Annotated in this window: 15 protein-coding genes; 8 read left to right on the forward strand and 7 right to left on the reverse strand. The window is 69.6% G+C overall.

Annotation, left to right across the window (positions count from 1 at the left end; genetic code table 11):
* Nucleotides 1-7 precede the first annotated feature (7 nt).
* From B0W80_RS31220 to B0W80_RS31245, 6 genes are read left to right on the forward strand one after another with little or no spacing between them, the layout of a single operon-like run.
* Nucleotides 8-1,834 carry a dipeptide ABC transporter ATP-binding protein gene (locus tag B0W80_RS31220; RefSeq protein WP_083745752.1) on the forward strand — a complete coding sequence of 609 codons (1,827 nt, stop codon included), beginning with the start codon at nucleotides 8-10 and terminating at the stop codon, nucleotides 1,832-1,834.
* A 31-nt stretch (nucleotides 1,835-1,865) separates the two neighbouring features.
* Entirely contained in the window at nucleotides 1,866-3,413 is a 1,548-nt protein-coding gene (gsiB, locus tag B0W80_RS31225) for a glutathione ABC transporter substrate-binding protein GsiB (protein WP_077003040.1), read from the forward strand.
* Between the two features lie 43 nt (nucleotides 3,414-3,456).
* Complete coding sequence (gene gsiC / locus B0W80_RS31230; RefSeq protein ID WP_077003041.1) at nucleotides 3,457-4,377, forward strand: glutathione ABC transporter permease GsiC; 921 nt, start codon at nucleotides 3,457-3,459, stop codon at nucleotides 4,375-4,377.
* Nucleotides 4,343-5,263 carry a glutathione ABC transporter permease GsiD gene (gsiD, locus tag B0W80_RS31235; RefSeq protein WP_077003042.1) on the forward strand — a complete coding sequence of 307 codons (921 nt, stop codon included), beginning with the start codon at nucleotides 4,343-4,345 and terminating at the stop codon, nucleotides 5,261-5,263. The genes gsiC and gsiD overlap by 35 nt, the downstream gene beginning before the upstream one ends.
* 2 nt (nucleotides 5,264-5,265) lie before the next feature.
* The gene (locus B0W80_RS31240) at nucleotides 5,266-6,273 is read left to right on the forward strand and encodes a P1 family peptidase (protein WP_077003043.1); all 1,008 of its coding nucleotides are present in this window, start codon (nucleotides 5,266-5,268) and stop codon (nucleotides 6,271-6,273) included.
* Nucleotides 6,270-7,088, forward strand: coding sequence for a M55 family metallopeptidase (locus B0W80_RS31245; RefSeq protein WP_077003044.1), 819 nt, complete (start codon nucleotides 6,270-6,272; stop codon nucleotides 7,086-7,088). Before B0W80_RS31240 ends, B0W80_RS31245 begins: the two co-directional genes overlap by 4 nt.
* A gap of 35 nt (nucleotides 7,089-7,123) precedes the next feature.
* Here B0W80_RS31245 and B0W80_RS31250 read toward each other — a convergent pair whose 3' ends face one another.
* The 6 genes from B0W80_RS31250 to B0W80_RS31275 all read right to left on the reverse strand — a co-directional run bounded on the left by B0W80_RS31250 (nucleotide 7,124) and on the right by B0W80_RS31275 (nucleotide 15,044).
* The gene (locus tag B0W80_RS31250) at nucleotides 7,124-7,396 is read right to left on the reverse strand and encodes a hypothetical protein (RefSeq protein WP_077003045.1); all 273 of its coding nucleotides are present in this window, start codon (nucleotides 7,394-7,396) and stop codon (nucleotides 7,124-7,126) included.
* Nucleotides 7,397-7,511: 115 nt separating this feature from the next.
* On the reverse strand, nucleotides 7,512-9,053 hold the full coding sequence (locus B0W80_RS31255; RefSeq protein ID WP_077003046.1) for a DHA2 family efflux MFS transporter permease subunit: 1,542 nt from the start codon (nucleotides 9,051-9,053) through the stop codon (nucleotides 7,512-7,514).
* A 10-nt stretch (nucleotides 9,054-9,063) separates the two neighbouring features.
* Nucleotides 9,064-10,251, reverse strand: a complete 1,188-nt coding sequence (locus B0W80_RS31260) for an HlyD family efflux transporter periplasmic adaptor subunit (protein ID WP_083745751.1) — start codon at nucleotides 10,249-10,251, stop codon at nucleotides 9,064-9,066.
* Between the two features lie 32 nt (nucleotides 10,252-10,283).
* Entirely contained in the window at nucleotides 10,284-11,735 is a 1,452-nt protein-coding gene (locus tag B0W80_RS31265) for an efflux transporter outer membrane subunit (RefSeq protein ID WP_077003047.1), read from the reverse strand.
* A gap of 59 nt (nucleotides 11,736-11,794) precedes the next feature.
* A complete protein-coding gene (locus B0W80_RS31270) occupies nucleotides 11,795-12,010 on the reverse strand; it encodes a hypothetical protein (protein WP_077003048.1) in 216 nt (71 codons plus the stop codon).
* Nucleotides 12,011-12,155: 145 nt separating this feature from the next.
* Nucleotides 12,156-15,044 (reverse strand): AAA family ATPase, encoded by a 2,889-nt coding sequence (locus tag B0W80_RS31275; RefSeq protein ID WP_077003049.1) that lies wholly within the window; start codon nucleotides 15,042-15,044, stop codon nucleotides 12,156-12,158.
* Between the two features lie 164 nt (nucleotides 15,045-15,208).
* Here B0W80_RS31275 and B0W80_RS31280 point away from each other — a divergent pair, with 164 nt between their 5' ends.
* Complete coding sequence (locus tag B0W80_RS31280; RefSeq protein WP_077003050.1) at nucleotides 15,209-15,640, forward strand: nuclear transport factor 2 family protein; 432 nt, start codon at nucleotides 15,209-15,211, stop codon at nucleotides 15,638-15,640.
* A 72-nt stretch (nucleotides 15,641-15,712) separates the two neighbouring features.
* Nucleotides 15,713-16,903 (forward strand): YncE family protein, encoded by a 1,191-nt coding sequence (locus B0W80_RS31285; RefSeq protein ID WP_077003051.1) that lies wholly within the window; start codon nucleotides 15,713-15,715, stop codon nucleotides 16,901-16,903.
* Between the two features lie 12 nt (nucleotides 16,904-16,915).
* On the opposite strand, the gene B0W80_RS36555 is transcribed toward B0W80_RS31285, so the two are convergent.
* Nucleotides 16,916-17,146 (reverse strand): DUF1778 domain-containing protein, encoded by a 231-nt coding sequence (locus tag B0W80_RS36555; protein WP_373039299.1) that lies wholly within the window; start codon nucleotides 17,144-17,146, stop codon nucleotides 16,916-16,918.
* Between the last annotated feature and the right edge of the window lie 140 nt (nucleotides 17,147-17,286).

Genomic DNA, 17,286 nt, shown 5'->3' on the forward strand with positions numbered 1-17,286 from the left:
CGGGCGCGTGCTGCAGGTCGACGGCCTCACCGTTCGCTTCGCCACGTCGGAGCGCACCGTGGATGCGGTGCGCAACCTGTCCTTCCACGTCGACCGCGGCGAAACGCTCGCGATCGTCGGCGAATCGGGCTCGGGCAAGTCCGTCACGTCGCTCGCCCTGATGCGGCTGGTGGAATACGGCGGCGGCCGCATCATCGGCGGGCACCTGGCCTTCCGGCGCCGCGACGGCCGCGTGCTCGACCTCGCGAAGGCCTCCGACTCGACGATGCGCGGCATCCGCGGCGCGGACATCGCGATGATCTTCCAGGAGCCGATGACGTCGCTGAACCCGGTGTTCACGGCCGGCGACCAGATCGCCGAGGCCATCGCCATCCACCAGCACAAGGACCGCGCCGCCGCCAGCGCCGAGGCGCTGCGCATGCTGGAGCTGGTGCGCATTCCCGAAGCGCGCAGCGTGCTCGCTCGCTACCCGCACCAGCTGTCGGGCGGCATGCGGCAGCGCGTGATGATCGCGATGGCGCTGTCGTGCCGGCCCTCGCTGCTGATCGCCGACGAGCCGACCACGGCGCTGGACGTGACGATCCAGGCCCAGATCCTCCAGCTCATCCGCGAGCTGCAGTCCGAGATGCACATGGCGGTGGTCTTCATCACGCACGACATGGGCGTGGTGGCCGAGGTGGCCGACCGGGTGCTCGTGATGTACCGCGGCGACAAGGCCGAGTCCGGCACTGCGGAGCAGATCTTCAAGGCACCGCAGCATCCCTACACGCGGGCCCTGCTGTCGGCCGTGCCGCAGTTGGGCGCGATGCACGGCACCGATCTGCCTGCGCGCTTCGAGCTGTTGCAGGTCGATGCTGCCGGCGTGAGCGTGTCGGACCGCAGCCCGCAGGACACGGTGCGCCGCGACATCCCGCCGATCCTGCGCGTGAAGAACCTGGTCACGCGCTTCGACCTGAAGAGCGGCTTGTTCGGCCGCGTCACCCGCCGCGTGCATGCGGTCGAGGGCATCAGCTTCGACCTGCATGCCGGCGAGACGCTGGCGCTGGTGGGCGAATCCGGCTGCGGCAAGTCGACCACCGGCCGATCGCTGCTGCGCCTGGTCGACAGCCAGGGCGGCGAGATCGAGTTCAAGGGCCGCAACGTGCTGGCGCTGCCCACGGGCGAGCTGCAGGCGCTGCGGCGCGACATCCAGTTCATCTTTCAGGATCCCTTCGCCTCGCTGGACCCGCGGCTCACCGTGGGTTTCTCGATCATGGAGCCGCTGCTGGTGCACGGCATCGCCAAGGGCGCCAAGGCCCAGGAACGCGTGCGCTGGCTGCTCGAGAAGGTGGGCCTGCCTGCCGAATACGCACAGCGCTACCCGCACGAGTTCTCCGGCGGCCAGCGCCAGCGCATCGCCATCGCGCGGGCGCTCGCGCTCGACCCCAAGGTGGTGGTGGCGGACGAGTCTGTTTCGGCACTCGACGTGTCGATCCAGGCGCAGATCGTCAACCTCATGCTCGACCTGCAGCGCGAGCTGGGCGTGGCCTTCCTCTTCATCTCGCACGACATGGCGGTAGTGGAGCGCATCAGCCACCGTGTGGCGGTGATGTACCTGGGCCAGATCGTCGAGATCGGCCCGCGCCGCGCCATCTTCGAGAACCCGCAGCATGCGTACACGCGCAAGCTGATGGCCGCCGTGCCGGTGGCCGACCCGGCACGCCGCGACCGTGACCGCCCGCTGCTGCAGGGCGAGATCCCGAGCCCGGTCCATCCCGCCGGCTACGAGCCCACGCTGCGGCCGCTGGTCGAGGTGGGCCCGGGGCACTTCGTGGCGCAGCATCCCATTCAATGATCGATTTCAACGTCCCCCAAGGAGCAAACACATGAATACGCAACGCCTCTCCCGCATCGCCGCCGCGCTCGGCATCGCCGGCCTCGCCGGCTTCGCGCTCTCGGCGCACGCCGCCAAGGACATCGTGGTCGCCGTGCAGTCCGGCTTCACCACCACCGACCCCTACGACGCCAACGACACGCTGTCGCAGGCCGTGGCCAAGTCCTTCTATCAAGGGCTCTACGGCTTCGACAAGGACATGAAGATGGTGCCGGTGCTGGCCACCGGCCATACGGTGAGCAAGGACGGCCTGGTCTACACGGTGAAGCTGCGCACCGGCGTGCAGTTCCACGACGGCACGCCTTTCAACGCCGAGGCCGTGAAGGCCACCTTCGACCGCGTGACCAACGCCGACAACAAGCTCAAGCGCTACAACCTCTACAAGAACATCGCCAAGACCGAGGCCGTGGACGCGACCACGGTGCGCTTCACGCTGACCGAGCCCTTCTCGCCCTTCATCAACAACCTGGCGCACCCGTCGGCCGTGATCATCTCGCCGGCCGCGCTGGCCAAGTTCGGCAGCAAGGGCATCGCGCAGAACCCGGTCGGCACCGGCCCCTTCAAGTTCGTCGAATGGAAGGCCACCGACTACCTGAAGGTCACCAAGTTCGACGGCTACTGGCGCAAGGGCTACCCCAAGATCGACAGCATCACCTGGCGCCCGGTGGTCGACAACAACACGCGCTCGGCCGTCATGCAGACCAACGAGGCGCACTTCGCCTTCCCGATGCCGCCCGAAGCCGCCGAGACGCTCAAGGGCAAGCCCAGCCTCGAGGTGACGAGCGCGCCGTCGATCATCCAGCGCTACATCTCGATGAACGTGCAGCAGAAGCCCTTCGACAATCCGAAGGTGCGCGAAGCCATCAACTACGCGATCAACAAGGAAGCGCTGGTCAAGGTGGCGTTCTCGGGCTACGCCATTCCGGCCGAAGGCGTGCTGCCCAAGGGCATCGACGGCGCGACCAAGCTCGGCCCCTGGCCGTACAACCCGGCCAAGGCGAAGGAACTGCTGAAGGAAGCCGGCTACCCCAACGGCTTCGAGAGCACGCTGTGGTCGGCCTACAACCACACGACGGCGCAGAAGGTGATCCAGTTCGTGCAGCAGCAGCTGGCGCAGGTCGGCATCAAGGTGCAGGTGCAGGCGCTCGAAGCCGGCCAGCGCGTCGAGCGCGTCGAGAGCGCGCAAGACCCGGCCACCGCGCCGGTGCGCATGTACTACGTCGGCTGGTCGTCGTCGACCGGTGAAGCCGACTGGGCCACGCGCCCGCTGCTGGCGTCGGAATCGTTCCCGCCCAGGCTCTTCAACACGGCCTACTACAAGAACGACGAAGTCGATGCCGACATCAAGAAGGCACTGGTGACGACCGACCCCGCGGCCAAGGCCAAGATCTACGCCGACGCGCAGCAGCGCATCTGGAAGGACGCGCCCTGGGCCTTCCTGGTGACGGAGCAGCTGCTGTCGGTGCGCGCGCGCAACCTCACGGGCTTCTACGTGATTCCGGACGGCAGCTTCAACTTCGACGAAGTCGAGCTGAAGTGATCCTGACAGTGATCCTGAAAGTGATCCCGCACCGCGCATCGTCATGACGCAGTACGTTCTCAAGCGGCTGCTGGGGCTGCTGCCGACATTGCTCATCGTCGCGGTGCTGGTGTTCCTGTTCGTCCACATGCTGCCGGGCGACCCCGCGCGGCTGGCGGCCGGGCCGGACGCCAGCCCCGAGACGGTGGCGCTGGTGCGCGCCGACCTGGGCCTCGACAAGCCGCTGCCGCAGCAGTTCCTGAACTTCTTCACCAACATGCTGCAGGGCGACTTCGGCCATTCGCTGCGCTCGAAGCGGCCGGTGTCGACCGAGATCGCCGAGCGCTTCATGCCGACGCTGCTACTCACCGTGACCAGCATGGCCTGGGCGGTGGTGTTCGGGATGGGCATCGGCATCACGTCGGCGGTGTTCCGCAATCAGTGGCCCGACCGCATCGGCATGACGCTCGCGGTGTCGGGTATCTCCTTCCCGGCCTTCGCGCTGGGCATGCTGCTGATGCAGATCTTCTCGGTGCAGCTCGGCTGGCTGCCCACGGTCGGCGCCGACACGTGGAAGCACTACGTCCTGCCTTCCATCACGCTCGGTGCGGCCGTCGCCGCGGTGATGGCGCGCTTCACGCGCGCTTCGTTCATCGAAGTGATCGGCGAAGACTTCGTGCGCACGGCGCGCGCCAAGGGCGTGTCGGAAAAATGGGTGGTGTTCAAGCACTGCCTGCGCAACGCGCTGATCCCGGTCGTCACGATGATGGGCCTGCAGTTCGGCTTTCTGCTGGGCGGTTCGATCGTGGTCGAGGCGGTGTTCAACTGGCCCGGCCTCGGGCGCCTGCTGGTCGACGCGGTCGACATGCGCGACTACCCGATCATCCAGACGCTGGTGCTGCTCTTCTCGCTCGAATTCATCCTGATCAACCTCGTGGTCGACGTGCTCTATGGCTATATCAACCCCACCATCCGCTACCAGTGAGGCGCCGGCCGTGGCGGCCGCCGTTGCCGCGGGCCGGGTGCGCACGCCGTGGACCGAGTTCTGGCGCAAGTTCCGCATGCAGCACGTGGCGCTGGGCGCGCTGGTCTTCGTGCTCCTGCTGGTGCTGGTGGCGGTGCTCGCGCCGTGGATCGTGCCCTACGACGCCGAGAACTTCTTCGACTACGACAAGATCAACACCGGCCCATCGGCCGCCCACTGGTTCGGCGTCGACCCGCTCGGGCGCGACATCTTCAGCCGCATCCTGATGGGCGCGCGCATCTCGCTGGCCGCGGGCTTCCTGTCGGTGGTAATCGGCGCCATCGTCGGCACGGTGCTGGGCCTGCTGGCCGGCTACTACGGTGGCTGGTGGGACCGCATCGTGATGCGCATTTCCGACGTGCTGTTCGCCTTCCCCGGCATCCTGCTGGCGCTGGGTGTTGTCGCCATCCTGGGCAGCAGCATGACCAACGTGGTGGTGGCGGTGTCGGTCTTCAGCGTGCCGGCCTTCGCGCGGCTGGTGCGCGGCAACACGCTGGCGCTGAAGAACCTCACCTACATCGAGGCCACGCGCAGCATCGGCGCGCGCGACCGCACGATCTTGCTGCGCCACATCCTGCCGGGCACCATCTCGTCGATCGTCGTGTACTTCACGATGCGGCTGGGCACCTCGATCATCACCGCGGCCAGCCTCAGCTTCCTGGGCATGGGCGCGCAGCCGCCGATGCCGGAATGGGGAGCGATGCTCAACGAGGCGCGCGCCGACATGGTCAACGCGCCGCACGTGGCGCTGTTCCCGTCGCTCGCGATCTTCTTCACGGTGCTGGCCTTCAACCTGCTGGGCGACGGCCTGCGCGACGCCCTGGACCCCAAGATCGATCGCCTGTAGCCATGATCCCGCGCATCGGTACGCTGCCCTCTGGCAGCTTCGACGCCATCACCGACGTGGCCGGCGTCACGGTCGGGCATGCGACGCTCGACGATGGCGACGTGCAGACCGGCGTGACGGTGATCCGTCCTCACGCGGGCGACTCTTTCCAGCAGCGCGTGCCCGCCGGCTTCGCGGTGCTCAACGGCTTCGGCAAGAGCGTGGGCCTCGTGCAGGTCGAAGAGCTCGGCCTTCTCGAAACGCCGATCGCGCTGACCAACACCTTCTCGGTGCCGGCCGTGGCGGCGGCGCAGATCCGCCAGTGCATCGCCGCCAACCCGGAATGCGGCCGCAGCCTGCCGACGGTGAACCCGCTGGTCTTCGAATGCAACGACGGCTATCTCAACGACATCCAGCGCATGGCGGTCGAGGAGCGGCACTACCTGCAGGCCTTCGCCGCGGCCGGCAGCGACGTGGCGCAGGGCGCGGCCGGTGCCGGGCGCGGCATGTCCTGCTTCTCGCTCAAGGGCGGCATCGGCAGCGCGTCGCGCCGTGCCGGCACCCACACCGTCGGCGCACTGGTGCTGGCCAATTTCGGGCAGCTCGCCTCGTTGATCGTCGCCGGCCGACCGGTCGGGCGGCAGCTCGAAGCAGCGCGGCAGGACGAGGCGGAAAAAGGCTCGATCATCATGCTGCTCGCGACCGATGCACCGCTCGACGCGCGGCAGCTGCGCCGCCTGGCCTTGCGCGCGGGCGCCGGGCTCGCGCGCACGGGCTCGGTCTTCGGCCATGGCAGCGGCGACATCGCCCTCGCCTTCTCGACGGCCTACACGGTGCCGCAGCGCAGCGACGCGCCGATGCCCGCCGTCGCCCTGCTGCACGACGGCCTGCTCGACCCGCTGTTCCAGGCCGCGGCCGACAGCACCGAACAAGCCATCCTGCATGCGATGTGGCATGCGGAAGCCGTCACCGGGCGCAACGGCCATGCGCGCCCCGCGCTGCGCGCGCTCCTGAACCGACTCGCCTCATGAAAATCCTGATCTCCGTCGACATCGAAGGCGTGGCCGGCGTCTTCCACACCCAGCAGACGCGCGCCGGCAACCCCGAGTACGAACGCGCGCGCCGCCTGATGACCGAAGAGGCCAACGCCGCCATCGCCGGCGCCTTCGACGGCGGCGCCACCGAGGTCTGGGTGAACGACTCGCACGGCGACTTCCGCAACATGCCGCCCGACCTGCTCGACGAACGGGCCCAGGTGATCCAGGGCAAGCCGCGCTACCTGAGCATGGCGGCCGGCGTGGAGCTGGGCCTGGCCGGCGTGTGCATGGTCGGCTACCACGCCCGCGCGGGCGGCCACGGCATCCTGGCGCACACGATCAACAGCTTCGCCTTCGCCCACATCGACATCGGCGGCGAGCCGGTCGGCGAGGCGGCGCTCTACGGCGCGCTGGCCGGCGAATACGGCGTGCCGGTGCTGATGGCCAGCGGCGACGATGCCTTCGTCGCCGAGACGAAGCCGCTGTTTCCGCATGCGGTGTTCGTGCAGACCAAGCGTGCGACGGGGCAGACCAGCGGCATCTCACTGTCGCCGGCACAGTCCCGCGCCGCGATCCGCGAGGGTGTCGCGGCGGGCCTTGCGGCACAGGCACAGGCCCGGCCGCTGGTGTGGCCGCGGCCGCTCGCCGTGACGCTGCACACGCAGACGCCCGCGCTGGCCGACCTGTTCTGCCAGTGGCCGGCCTTCGAACGCATCGAGGCGACGGCGTTGCGATTCGATGCCCCATCGACGGAGGCCGCGGTGCGCATGCTCAACTGCTGCTCGGCGATGTCGGCGTTGCTGCGCTGAGCGCGAGCGAGAGCGCGAGGGGCCTGCGGCGGCGTTTACTGAACGAACATCAGCGACAGCCGCTGCGCGTCCTGCTCCGCATCGCCCAGCGCATCGTCGGCCGAGTTGCGCAGTTCGCAGCACACGTGCACCACGCGTTCCGTCGACGCTTCGCGGATCTTCACCACGCCCGACCACCAGCTGCCGTGGCGCTGGCAATCGATCAGCATGGTCTGCCCATGCGCCTGCGCGAAGACGTCCATGCGCCGGCGCCGCTGCGGCGGGCGGCGCAAGAGGCGGCGGGAGGAATGAAGCAGGGCCGTGATCATGATGGTGTCTCCGGTTCCATTGAATCCGCGCGAAGCACTGCGTGGAAGTGGCGAAAGTCACGCTTCGGCCGATTGCGTCGATGACCGTGCCGAAGCGTGCAAAAAAGAGCACTGTTCAGTGGCCTGCCTGCGACACGTCGATGGTCCGCGTGGGCCGCTTAGCCATCCAGATGAAGAAGGCCGAGACGACGAACACGACCGCGACCATCAGCATGAGCTGGTTGGTGGCCAGCATCACCGCCTGCCCCTGCACCAGGTTGTCGAGCGTCTGGCGCACCGCGTCGGGCGTCAGGCCCGACTGGGCCAGCGCGCGGGCCGTCTCGCCGCCGCGGTCGACGAAGCCGGCCAGTTCCTCGTGGCGGTAGGCGGTCTCGTCCTCCCAGACCGTGGTGACGAGCGATGTCGCGACCGCGCCCGACAGCGTGCGCAGGAAGTTCTGCAGGCCGGCGGCCGATGCGGTTTCGTGTTCTTCCACGCTGCCGAGCGCCAGCGCGGTGAGCGGCACGAAGAAGAAGGGCAGGCCGAAGCCCATGACGATCAGCGGCACGGCGATCTGCCAGTAGGTCATGTCGGTGGTGGCGACCGCGCGCAGCACCGTCACGCCGGCCAGCCACAGCAGGCCGAAGAAGATCAGCTTGCGCGGGTCGACCTTGGCGATCAGCATGCCGGCGACCGGCGCCGCGGCCACCGCGAGCACGCCGCTCCAGGCGGTGGTGAGGCCGGCCCAGGTCGCCGTATAGCCCATGTAGCTCTGCAGCCAGAGCGGCGTGAGCACATTGACGCCGAACACGGCACCGAAGCCCAGGCCCAGCGTCAGCACGGCGGCCGCGAAGCCGCGGTGGCGGAACACGCGAAGGTCGACGATGGGATGGCGCTCGGTCAGCTCCCAGATCAGGAAGGCGCAGAAGCCCACCGCCGCGACGGCGGCCAGCCAGCGGATTTCGGCCGAGGCGAACCAGTCGTGTTCCTTGCCCAGGTCCAGCATCAGTTGCAGCGCGGTGACGAAGACGATCAGGATCGCCAAACCCACCTTGTCGATGGGTGCGCGCACCCTCGCCTCCTCGTAGCGCCGCAGCATGCGCCAGGCGACCGGCGCGCACAGCATCGCCAGCGGCACGTTGATGAAGAAGATCACGGGCCAGGCATAGCGGTCGCACAGCCAGCCACCGAGGATGGGGCCCAGGATGGGCGCCACCAGCGTGGTCATGGCCCACAGCGCAGTGGCGGCCGCGGCCTTCTCCTTGGGGAAGATGCGCAGCAGCAGCGTCTGCGACAACGGCATCAGCGAGCCGCCCGACAGCCCCTGCAGGATGCGTCCGGTCACCAGCATGCCGAGCGAGTTCGAGAGACCGCACACTGCCGAGAAGAGCCCGAACAACGCCATGGCGCTCGCGAAGACCCGCACCGCGCCGAAGCGCCCGGCCAGCCAGCCGGTGAGCGGCACGATGATGGCCTCGGCCACCGCGTAGGAGGTGATGACCCAGGTGCCCTGGCTGCTGCTGATGCCCAGGCTGCCGGCGATGCTGGGCACCGACACGTTGGCGATGGTCATGTCGAGCACCGCGATGAAGTTGGCGGCGGCGAGCACGATGGCGGCCAGCCACAGCATGCCGCCCCGCAGCGGCTGGGCGTGATGGCCGGAAGGTGGCGCGGACATGCTGGCCCTCTCAGCGGCCGGTGCCGCGCGTGTCGATGGTGGCGGTCATCGACAGCCCGACCTGCAGTGGCCGATCGGCCAGCTCCTTCGGGTCCAGCCACACGCGCACCGGCACCCGCTGCACCACCTTGATCCAGTTGCCCGTGGCGTTCTGCGCCGGAATGGTGGCGAAGCTCGAGCCGGTGCCGCCGGCGAGCCCGGCGACCAGGCCGTGGTAGGTGACGGCGCTGCCGTAAAGGTCGGACTTCAGCTCGACCGCCTGGCCGACGCGCACGCGGTCGAGCTGCACTTCCTTGAAGTTCGCGTCCACGTGCACATGCGCCACCGGCACCACCGACAACAGCGCCGCGCCCGCCTGCACCTGCTGGCCCACCTGCACCGTGCGCCGCGCGACCACGCCGTCGATGGGCGCACGGACCACCGTGCGGTCGAGGTTGAACCAGGCCTGGTCGCGGCGCGCTCGCGCCAGCGCGACCTCGGGGTTGTCTTGCTCGGTTGTGTCGGCGATCAGCACGGCATTGGCTTCGCGCGAGCCGACCGCCGCCTGGTGCGTGGCCCGCGTCTGCGCCGCCTGTGCCTGCGCCGCCGTGAGGTTGGCGCGTGCGCTCTCGAAGGCGTTGCGGGCCTTGGTCAGCTCGTCGCCCGACACCGAGCCGGAGCCGGCCAGCGCGGCACGGCGCCTGAGGTCGACGTCGGCCCGCTCGAAGTCGGCCTGGGCGGCGGCCACCTGCGCGGCGGCGCGCTTTTCCTCGGAGGCGCGGGCGGCTATCTGGGCGGCCAGGCTGTCGTCGTTGGCCACGTAGCCGCGCACGCGGCGCACGGCGCGGCCGAGCTCGGCTTCGGCCTGCGCCAGCGCGAGCAGGGCGTCGGTGTCGTCGAGCTGCACCAGCACCTCGTCCTTGCGCACGGCCTGGGTGTCGGACACCAGCACCTCGCGCACGATGCCGCCGACCGCCGGCGTGACCTGGGCGGTCTCGGCTGCCGTGTAGGCGTTGTCGGTGGAAACGAAGTGCGAGGCGTAGAAGCGCTCGTAGGCCCAGAAGGCGCTGCCGGCCAGCAGCACGGTGGCGCCCAGGGCGATGAAGAGCCGTTTGCGGCGCAGGCCGTTCTGACGGTCGACAAGCGCTTCGGCCACGGCTTCGGCCTCGACCTCGGTCTTGGCGACGGCCTCGAGGAACTCGGCTTCGTTCTTGGACATGATGTTCGGACTCCTGTGGATGAGGGATGTGTTCAGGGATGGGCCGCGTCGTAGCCGCCGCCGAGCGCGCGGACCAGCGCGACGTCGAGCGAGAACGAGCGCGACTGCAGGTCGCTCTGCGTGCGCAGGTTGGCCAGCAGCGTGTCTTCGGCGTTGAGCACGTCCAGGTAGGTCGACAGACCGCCCTGGTAGCGCTCGTTCTGGATGCGCCAGGCCTCGCGGGCCGCGTCGACCGCCGCGCCGGTGCGGTCGAGCTGGGCGCCGATGGCGCGCTGGCTCACCGCGGCGTCGGCCACCTCCTGCAGCGCCTGGACCAGGATGCGTTCGTAGTCGGCTACCGCCAGCGCGTAGCCCGCATCGGCGCCGCGAAGCTGCGAGCGGAGCCGGCCGCCGTCGAAGATCGGCAGCGAGATCGCAGGGCCGAAGCTGCCGATGCCCGAGCCGCTCTTCGTGAGCATGTCCAGCCCGAGCGACTGCACGCCGATGAAGGCGACCAGGTTCACGTTGGGATAGAACGCGGCCTCGGCCTGGTCGATGCGCCTGGCCGCCGCCTCGGCCCGCAGCCGCGCGGCGGCGAGGTCGGGCCGGCGGCCCAGCAGCTCGGCCGACAGCTGCGGCGGCAGGCCGAAGGGCTGGTCGAGGCGGACCGCGGGGCGCGCGATGCCGAGCCCGCGGTCGGGGCCGGCGCCCATCAGCGCAGCGATGCGGTTCTTCTGCAGCGCGATCTGTTCGCCGATGGCCAGCAGGTCGGCTTCGGCGGCGGCGCGGCGCGCGTCGACCTGGCGCACGCTGCCGCGAATCTCCAGCCCGTGCGTGAAGCGTTCGCCGAACAGCGTCGCCGTCTGGCTGCGCACGCCGAGCGCGGCCTGGGCGGTGTCGAGCGCCGCATGCTGGCGGGCCAGCTCGGCATAGGCCGAGGCGATGGCGGTGGCGAGCACCAGGCGGGCCTGGGCGAGGTCGGCGTTCGCGGCATCGGCCTCCGACGCGGCCGCGGCCAGTGCGGCGCGCTGGCGGCCCCACAGGTCCAGGTCCCACGACAGGTCGAGCGTCGCCCGGCCGTAGCCGTGCCAGCCGGAAGGCGTGGCGGAGGCCGGGCTCAGGTAGTTCTCGCTCTGCTTCTGGGTGCTGACCGAGCCGTTGGCCGTGAGCTGCGGCGCGCGGGCGGCGGCGGTGGTGTCGGCCTGCGCCTGGGCCTGGCGCAGGCGGGACTGGGCGACCGCGACGGAGGGCGCGCCCTGCAGGGCCTCGGCGATGAGCGCGTCGAGTTGCGGGTCGCCGTAGGCGCCCCACCAGGCATCCTGCGGCCAGGGCCTGGGTGCGGCTGCGAACGACTGTGCGCTTGCATAGTCGGCGGCCGATTTGACCGTGGGTGCGGCTTCGCGCGAAGGCAGGCCGGCGCAGGCCACGAGCGAGAGCGCGCAGGCGAGCATCGGCAGGTGCCGGAGCGCGTTCGGTACAGAGGGTGGCAGGGAGCGGGTGAACATGGGATCTCCGTGGTGCGGGGTGCGGGGTCGTTCGGGTAGGGTCGTTCGGGTGGGGTCGCTCAGTCCGGGTCGCCTGCGCGCCGCGCATCGCCCCCTGCCGCATCGCGCGCCAGGCCGGTCAGCAGCTCGTCGACGCTGGCGAAGCGAAAGCTCTGGCCGGAGGCGATGTTCTCGAGCCGACCGCAGATCTGGCCGCGGCCCGGCGCGGCATCGCGGTGCAGCTTGAGCACGTAGCTCAGGCTGCTCGGGTAGTGGGGGGCGAGGTCGAGGGTCATCTTGAAAGCCGTTCCGGACGTGCCTCGAAGGTAGGCGCGCGACGCCTCGGCGTCGTTCGGGAACGGTCTGGATTCGGTCCGGCTTCGGTCCGGACGCGGCGACTCGGCAGCGCCTTACGGGCGCTTCAAGTCGCTTCGAACGCCTTCAAGTCGCCAGCAGCGCGCGGGCCCGGCCGGCAAGCGCAGTGTCGTGGCCTTCCTGCAGCGTCGCGAAGAGCCGCGACAGCGCATCGCGGTCGTCGGCGGTGGTGCCGGCCTGCTCGCACAGTGCGACCTGCGCCGTCAGCGCCAGCCAGAGCGATTGCTGCGCCAGCGCCTCGCGCGCCGCCGAGCGCATCGCCGCCAGGCCGGCCTCCCGCTCGCCATGCGCGAGCGCGAGCCGCGCCTCGACCATCAGCAGCTCGGGCCGATAAGTGGTCTCGCCGATGCGGCGTGCGAGGTCGAAGGCCTCGTCCAGCTGAACGCGCGCCTCGGCCAGCCGACCGGCCTGCACCAGCGCCGCGGAGGCGTGGCCCAGGATGGCGGTGCTGCCGCCGCCGACGCGGCCGCGTGCCGTCTGCATGGCGAAGGCTTCCACCATCAGCGCGTGGCCTTGCTCGACCTCGCCGGTCTGCGCCAGCGCCCAGCCGCGCATCCAGCGGCCCGGCACCCCGCCTTCGGGAAAAGCGTTGTCCTCGGCGGCCTTGAGCAGCGCATCGGCGATCTCGAGCACGCGCCCAGGTCGCTCCAGCTGCATCTCGAGGCTGCCGTCAAAAGCCATCGCCAGCATCTTGGCGAAGGGCTGCCCTACCGCGGCCGCACGCGCCTCGGCTGCGCGCGCCTCGAGCCGCGCCTGATCGACGCGGCCGACGAACATCAGCGCCACCGAGAGCCGGGCATGCATCGCCACGCCCAGGTCCACCACGAAGGGCACATAGGACACGCGCTCGGCGAAGCGCGCGAACACCGCCAGGCCGTGCTGCAGCCGCTCGAGCCCGGCGGCCAGCTCGCCCTGCAGGCACTGCGTGGCGCCGAGCAGGTTGCAGGCCGCGGCCTCCAGCACCGGGTCTTCGCGCTCCGCCGCCAGGGCCTCGACGCGCGCGGCCTGCGACCGGGCACCCGCGTAATCGCCGCGGGCGTACATCACCCAGCCCAGACCCATCTCGAGTGCGCGCGAGATCTGGCTCGGTATCTGGCCGCACAGCGCCTGGATGCGCTCGTAGACCGCGACCACGGGCGGCGCGGTCACGCCCATCAGTTGCGTCGCCGCCACGCCGCGCGGGCCCAGCAGAGCCATCTCGAGTTCGTCGCGCTCCTTGGCGTCGGCGCATTGCGGCAGCAGCGTGAGTGCGTGCGCCGTCAGGCTCATGGCCTCGGTCGGTGCGAAGTGCTGCAGCGCGCTCTCGGCCGCATCGACGTAATGCCGCAGGGCCGCGACCACGTCGTGGCTGCGCTCGAAATGCGTCGCCAGCTCCGCGGCGGCGACCGCCAGGCCCGCGGCCCGGCCGCGCACCATCGACGCCGCGATGCGCCCATGCATCTGCGCCCGCGCGATCGCGCCGACACGCTGGTAGAACACGTGCCGGTAGAGCGCGTGGCGAAACGCATGGCGCGCTTCGACCACGCCATCGGCCCGTCGGGCGACGGCAGGACGGCCCAGCCACTGCTGCCGCTGCACGATCGCTTCGCAGCATCCGGCGACCCAAGCGGGGTCGCGCGCCAGCGCATCGGCCAGCGTGTCGGTCCGGAACTCGACGCCGCACACGCTCGCGGCTTCGAGCAAGCGGCACTGGTCCGCGGGCAGGCGCTCGATGCGCTTCTCGATCACGCCAGCCAGGTCCTCCGGCACGGGTAGGGCCGCGGCCGCCGGCATGGCGCCGAGCGCATCTTGCGAGACCAGGTCGTCGATGACGTTGACCACGAAGAGCGGCAGGCCGTCGGTGTGGGCATGGAGCTGCTTCACCAGCGCCTCCGGCAACGTGGCGCCGGGCAGGCGGCGTTCGATGTAGTCGGCCACCTCGTGCTCGGAGAAGGGGTCGAGCACGATCTCGTGGCACAGGCGGTGCAGGCGCAGTTCGTGGCGCAGGCCCTTGAGCGGATGGTCCTCGGCGATCACCTCGGCCAGCCGGAAGCTGGCCAGCCACATCAGCCGCGCCGGCCCACGGCGCCGCGCGATGTGGTCGAGCAGGCGCAGGCTCGCATCGTCGCTCCAGTGCAGGTCTTCGGTAACCAGCAGCAGCGGGCGCGTTTCGGTGTGGCGGTCGAGCAGCTCACCCAGCTCGCGCAGCATGCGGTGCTGGCTGCTGCCGGCCAGATCGCGGCGCAGCGCCTCGCGCTCGGCATCGGTGCACAACCACGGCATCTGCAGCAGCCATGTCGGCGCGACACTGCGCATCAACGCGACGAGCGCCGGGTCGTTGCGACAGGCGCTGCCGAGGGCTTCGAGCACGGGCAGGTAGGGCTCGCCGGCGCCGAACTGCTCGACGCACTGGCCCTGCGCGCAGGCTGCGCCGCTCAGGCTTGCCATGAAGCCGTCGATGAGCGTGGTCTTGCCGACGCCCGCCTCGCCGGCGATCCAGAACACCTGGCGCTGGCCCGCGCTGGCACGACACCACGCCGCATGCAGCTCGCGCAGCGCTTCGGCGCGGCCGACCAACGGTGCGGTGGCGTCCGCGTCAGCCGGGCCTGCAGCGGGCTGCGTGCCGGCCGTGGTGGGCGACGTGACCGTGGCAGGCGCAACCGGCGCCAGCGCCGCGATGAAGCGATAGCCGCGTCGCGCAACGGTCTCGATGCAGCGCGGCTGTCGTGCATCGCAACCCAGCTGCGTGCGCAGGTCGCTGACGGTGGTCTTGAGCACCGACTCGCTCACGTGCAGATGGCCCCAAACCTCGTCGAGCAGCTGGTCCTTGGTCACCAGCTCGGGCGCTCGCCGCACGAGTGCACACAGCACGCCGAAGGCCTTGGGCGCGAGCGCGACCGGCCGGCCGTCGCGCGACAGACGCGCCTCGGCTTCGGCGAGTTCGAAACGGTCGAAGCAAACCCGGAGCGGTTGCATTCGTTCGGACCTCCTCCTCGCGGAATCGTAGGCAGCCTCCCCTCATCTGTCCAACGGCAGATTGCCGCTGCGATCGAAGTTCGGCAAGATGCGCGACCGATCGCCGCTTCGCCTGCAGGTCTCGACGATCCGCCTTGCTTCCACCGACCAACGAGGAGACGCGCATGGCCACACAAGAGCAAAAGAACGTCGAGTTGCTTCGTGACGGCTTCGAGCGCTGGCGCGACAGCAATGGCGCCACTGCCGAGCACTGGTTGAACATGACCGCCGACACGGTCGTCTGGCGATCGCTGGGAGCCGCCGCCGCCGGCCAGCAATGCCAGGTCTGTTCGTCGAAGGAACAGGTGCGGCTCTACTTCGCCGAACTCGCCAAGGCCTGGGCAATGATCAGCTACACCATCGACGAATACATCGCCCAGGGCGAGCATGTCGTGCTGGTCGGCAACTGCAAGTGGCGGCACAAGGGCACCGGCAAACTCTCCGAAACGCCGATCTGCAACGTGATCCGCATGCGCGACGGGCAGATCGTCGAGTTCATGGAGTATTACGACACGGCGGCGGCCATGGCCGCTGCGAGCCCCGACGCCAGGCCTTGAGGCTTGCCACGGCTGCGGCCCCGATCGCCGGCACCCGCCCGGCCAGCGCCTTGCCCAACAAAGGAGAAACACATGCGCCTGCGCGCCCGACTGCTTCCCGCACTTGCCACGATCGCGATGCTTGCCGGCTGCAGCGGCATGTCCCCCACCCCGCCTCAACGCCAGCTGTTGCTGGTGGCCAACGACGAGAAGCAGTCGTGGAGCGATGCCGGCGCCGTGCAGCTCGCCCCGCACGGCCGCGACACCGTGCAGGTGATCGACATCGGCACCGACCCGCTCGCGCCGCGCAACGTGGTCACGCTGGCGCTCGACAACACCATCGCCGGCCCGCCGACCAACCTCGCCATCACGGCCGACGAGAAGCTGGCGCTGGTCGCCAACTCGTTGAACGTGGTGGAGGAAGGCGGCGTGCGGCGCCAGGTGCCCGACGACCGCCTGTTCGTCATCGACCTCACGGCCACGCCGCCGAAGCTGATCGACACGCTGCGCATCGGCAAGCAGCCGTCGGGCCTGTCGATCAACCGTGCCGGCACGCTGGCGCTGGTGGCCAACCGCGCCGACAACTCGGTGAGCGTGCTGCGCATCGCGGGCCAGAAGGTGACGCTGATCGAGAACGTGGCGATGGGCGAATCGGTCTCGCACGTGCGCTTCACCCCCGACGGCCGGCGCGCCATCGCGACCAAGTTTCCGAACCACAAGGTCGCCATGCTCGATGTCGACGGCGAGAAGGTCACTTACAGCAAGCTGGACTTCGCCGCCGGCCTCTGGCCTTACAACGTCGACGTGACACCCGACGGCAGGCTCGCCCTCACGGCCGACAACGGCAATTCGGGCGCATCGGACGGCCAGATCGACACCGTGAGCGTGATCGACCTCGAAGTCCGCCCGCCGCGCGTGATCGACAAGGTGGTGGTGGGCGATGGCCCCGAAGGCCTGGCCGTGAGCCCCACCGGCAAGTTCGCCGTGGCGGTGCTGCTGCGCGGCAGCAACTCGGCGAAGAACGCCTACTTCTACAACCGCAACGGCTCGGTGGTCGGCCTGCGCATCGACGGCAGGAAGGTGACCCGCACCAACGAGATCGAGGTGCGCGGCCTGCCCGAGGGCGCGGTCTTCAGCGCCGACGGCAAGTACTTGTACGTCGGCAACTTCATCGACCAGGACATCACGATTCTTCGGGTGGACGGCGATACGCTGGTGCCGACGGGCAAGAGCTTCGGGCTGGCGGGGCATCCGGCGGCGATGCGGGGACGGGTGACGCATTGAGGGGTGCGGCAGTCATTCCCTTTGGTGCGATCTTGGGCTTGTCCTTCGGCTCGATTCTTGGCGCGTAGCGCGAGCGCCTCGACCCATGGCCCATTCATACCTCGCAAACGCCTCGCGAAGTTCTGCGTTTGGAGGCGGAGAATGAGTTTGTACCTCTACAAGGATCGCCCAATCCGCGTCGGACAAACGAATGACGTCGCGCTCCCGCGCCGTGTGCGATGGCTGATCAGTAACCGTACTCATAAACCTGCGAGTAGTCGTAGTCGTCGTTCACCGTCATGTCAGGCCACTCCGGATTGTTGCCGCCTTGGATGTCCAGCGCGAAGTTGTGGCCATCGAACTGCACCGTTCCCCCTGCACCGGCGCCGTTGGCGTAGTAGTGG

The organism is Variovorax sp. KK3 (assembly GCF_001984055.1).
In the GTDB taxonomy this organism is placed as follows: Bacteria; Pseudomonadota; Gammaproteobacteria; order Burkholderiales; family Burkholderiaceae_C; genus Variovorax.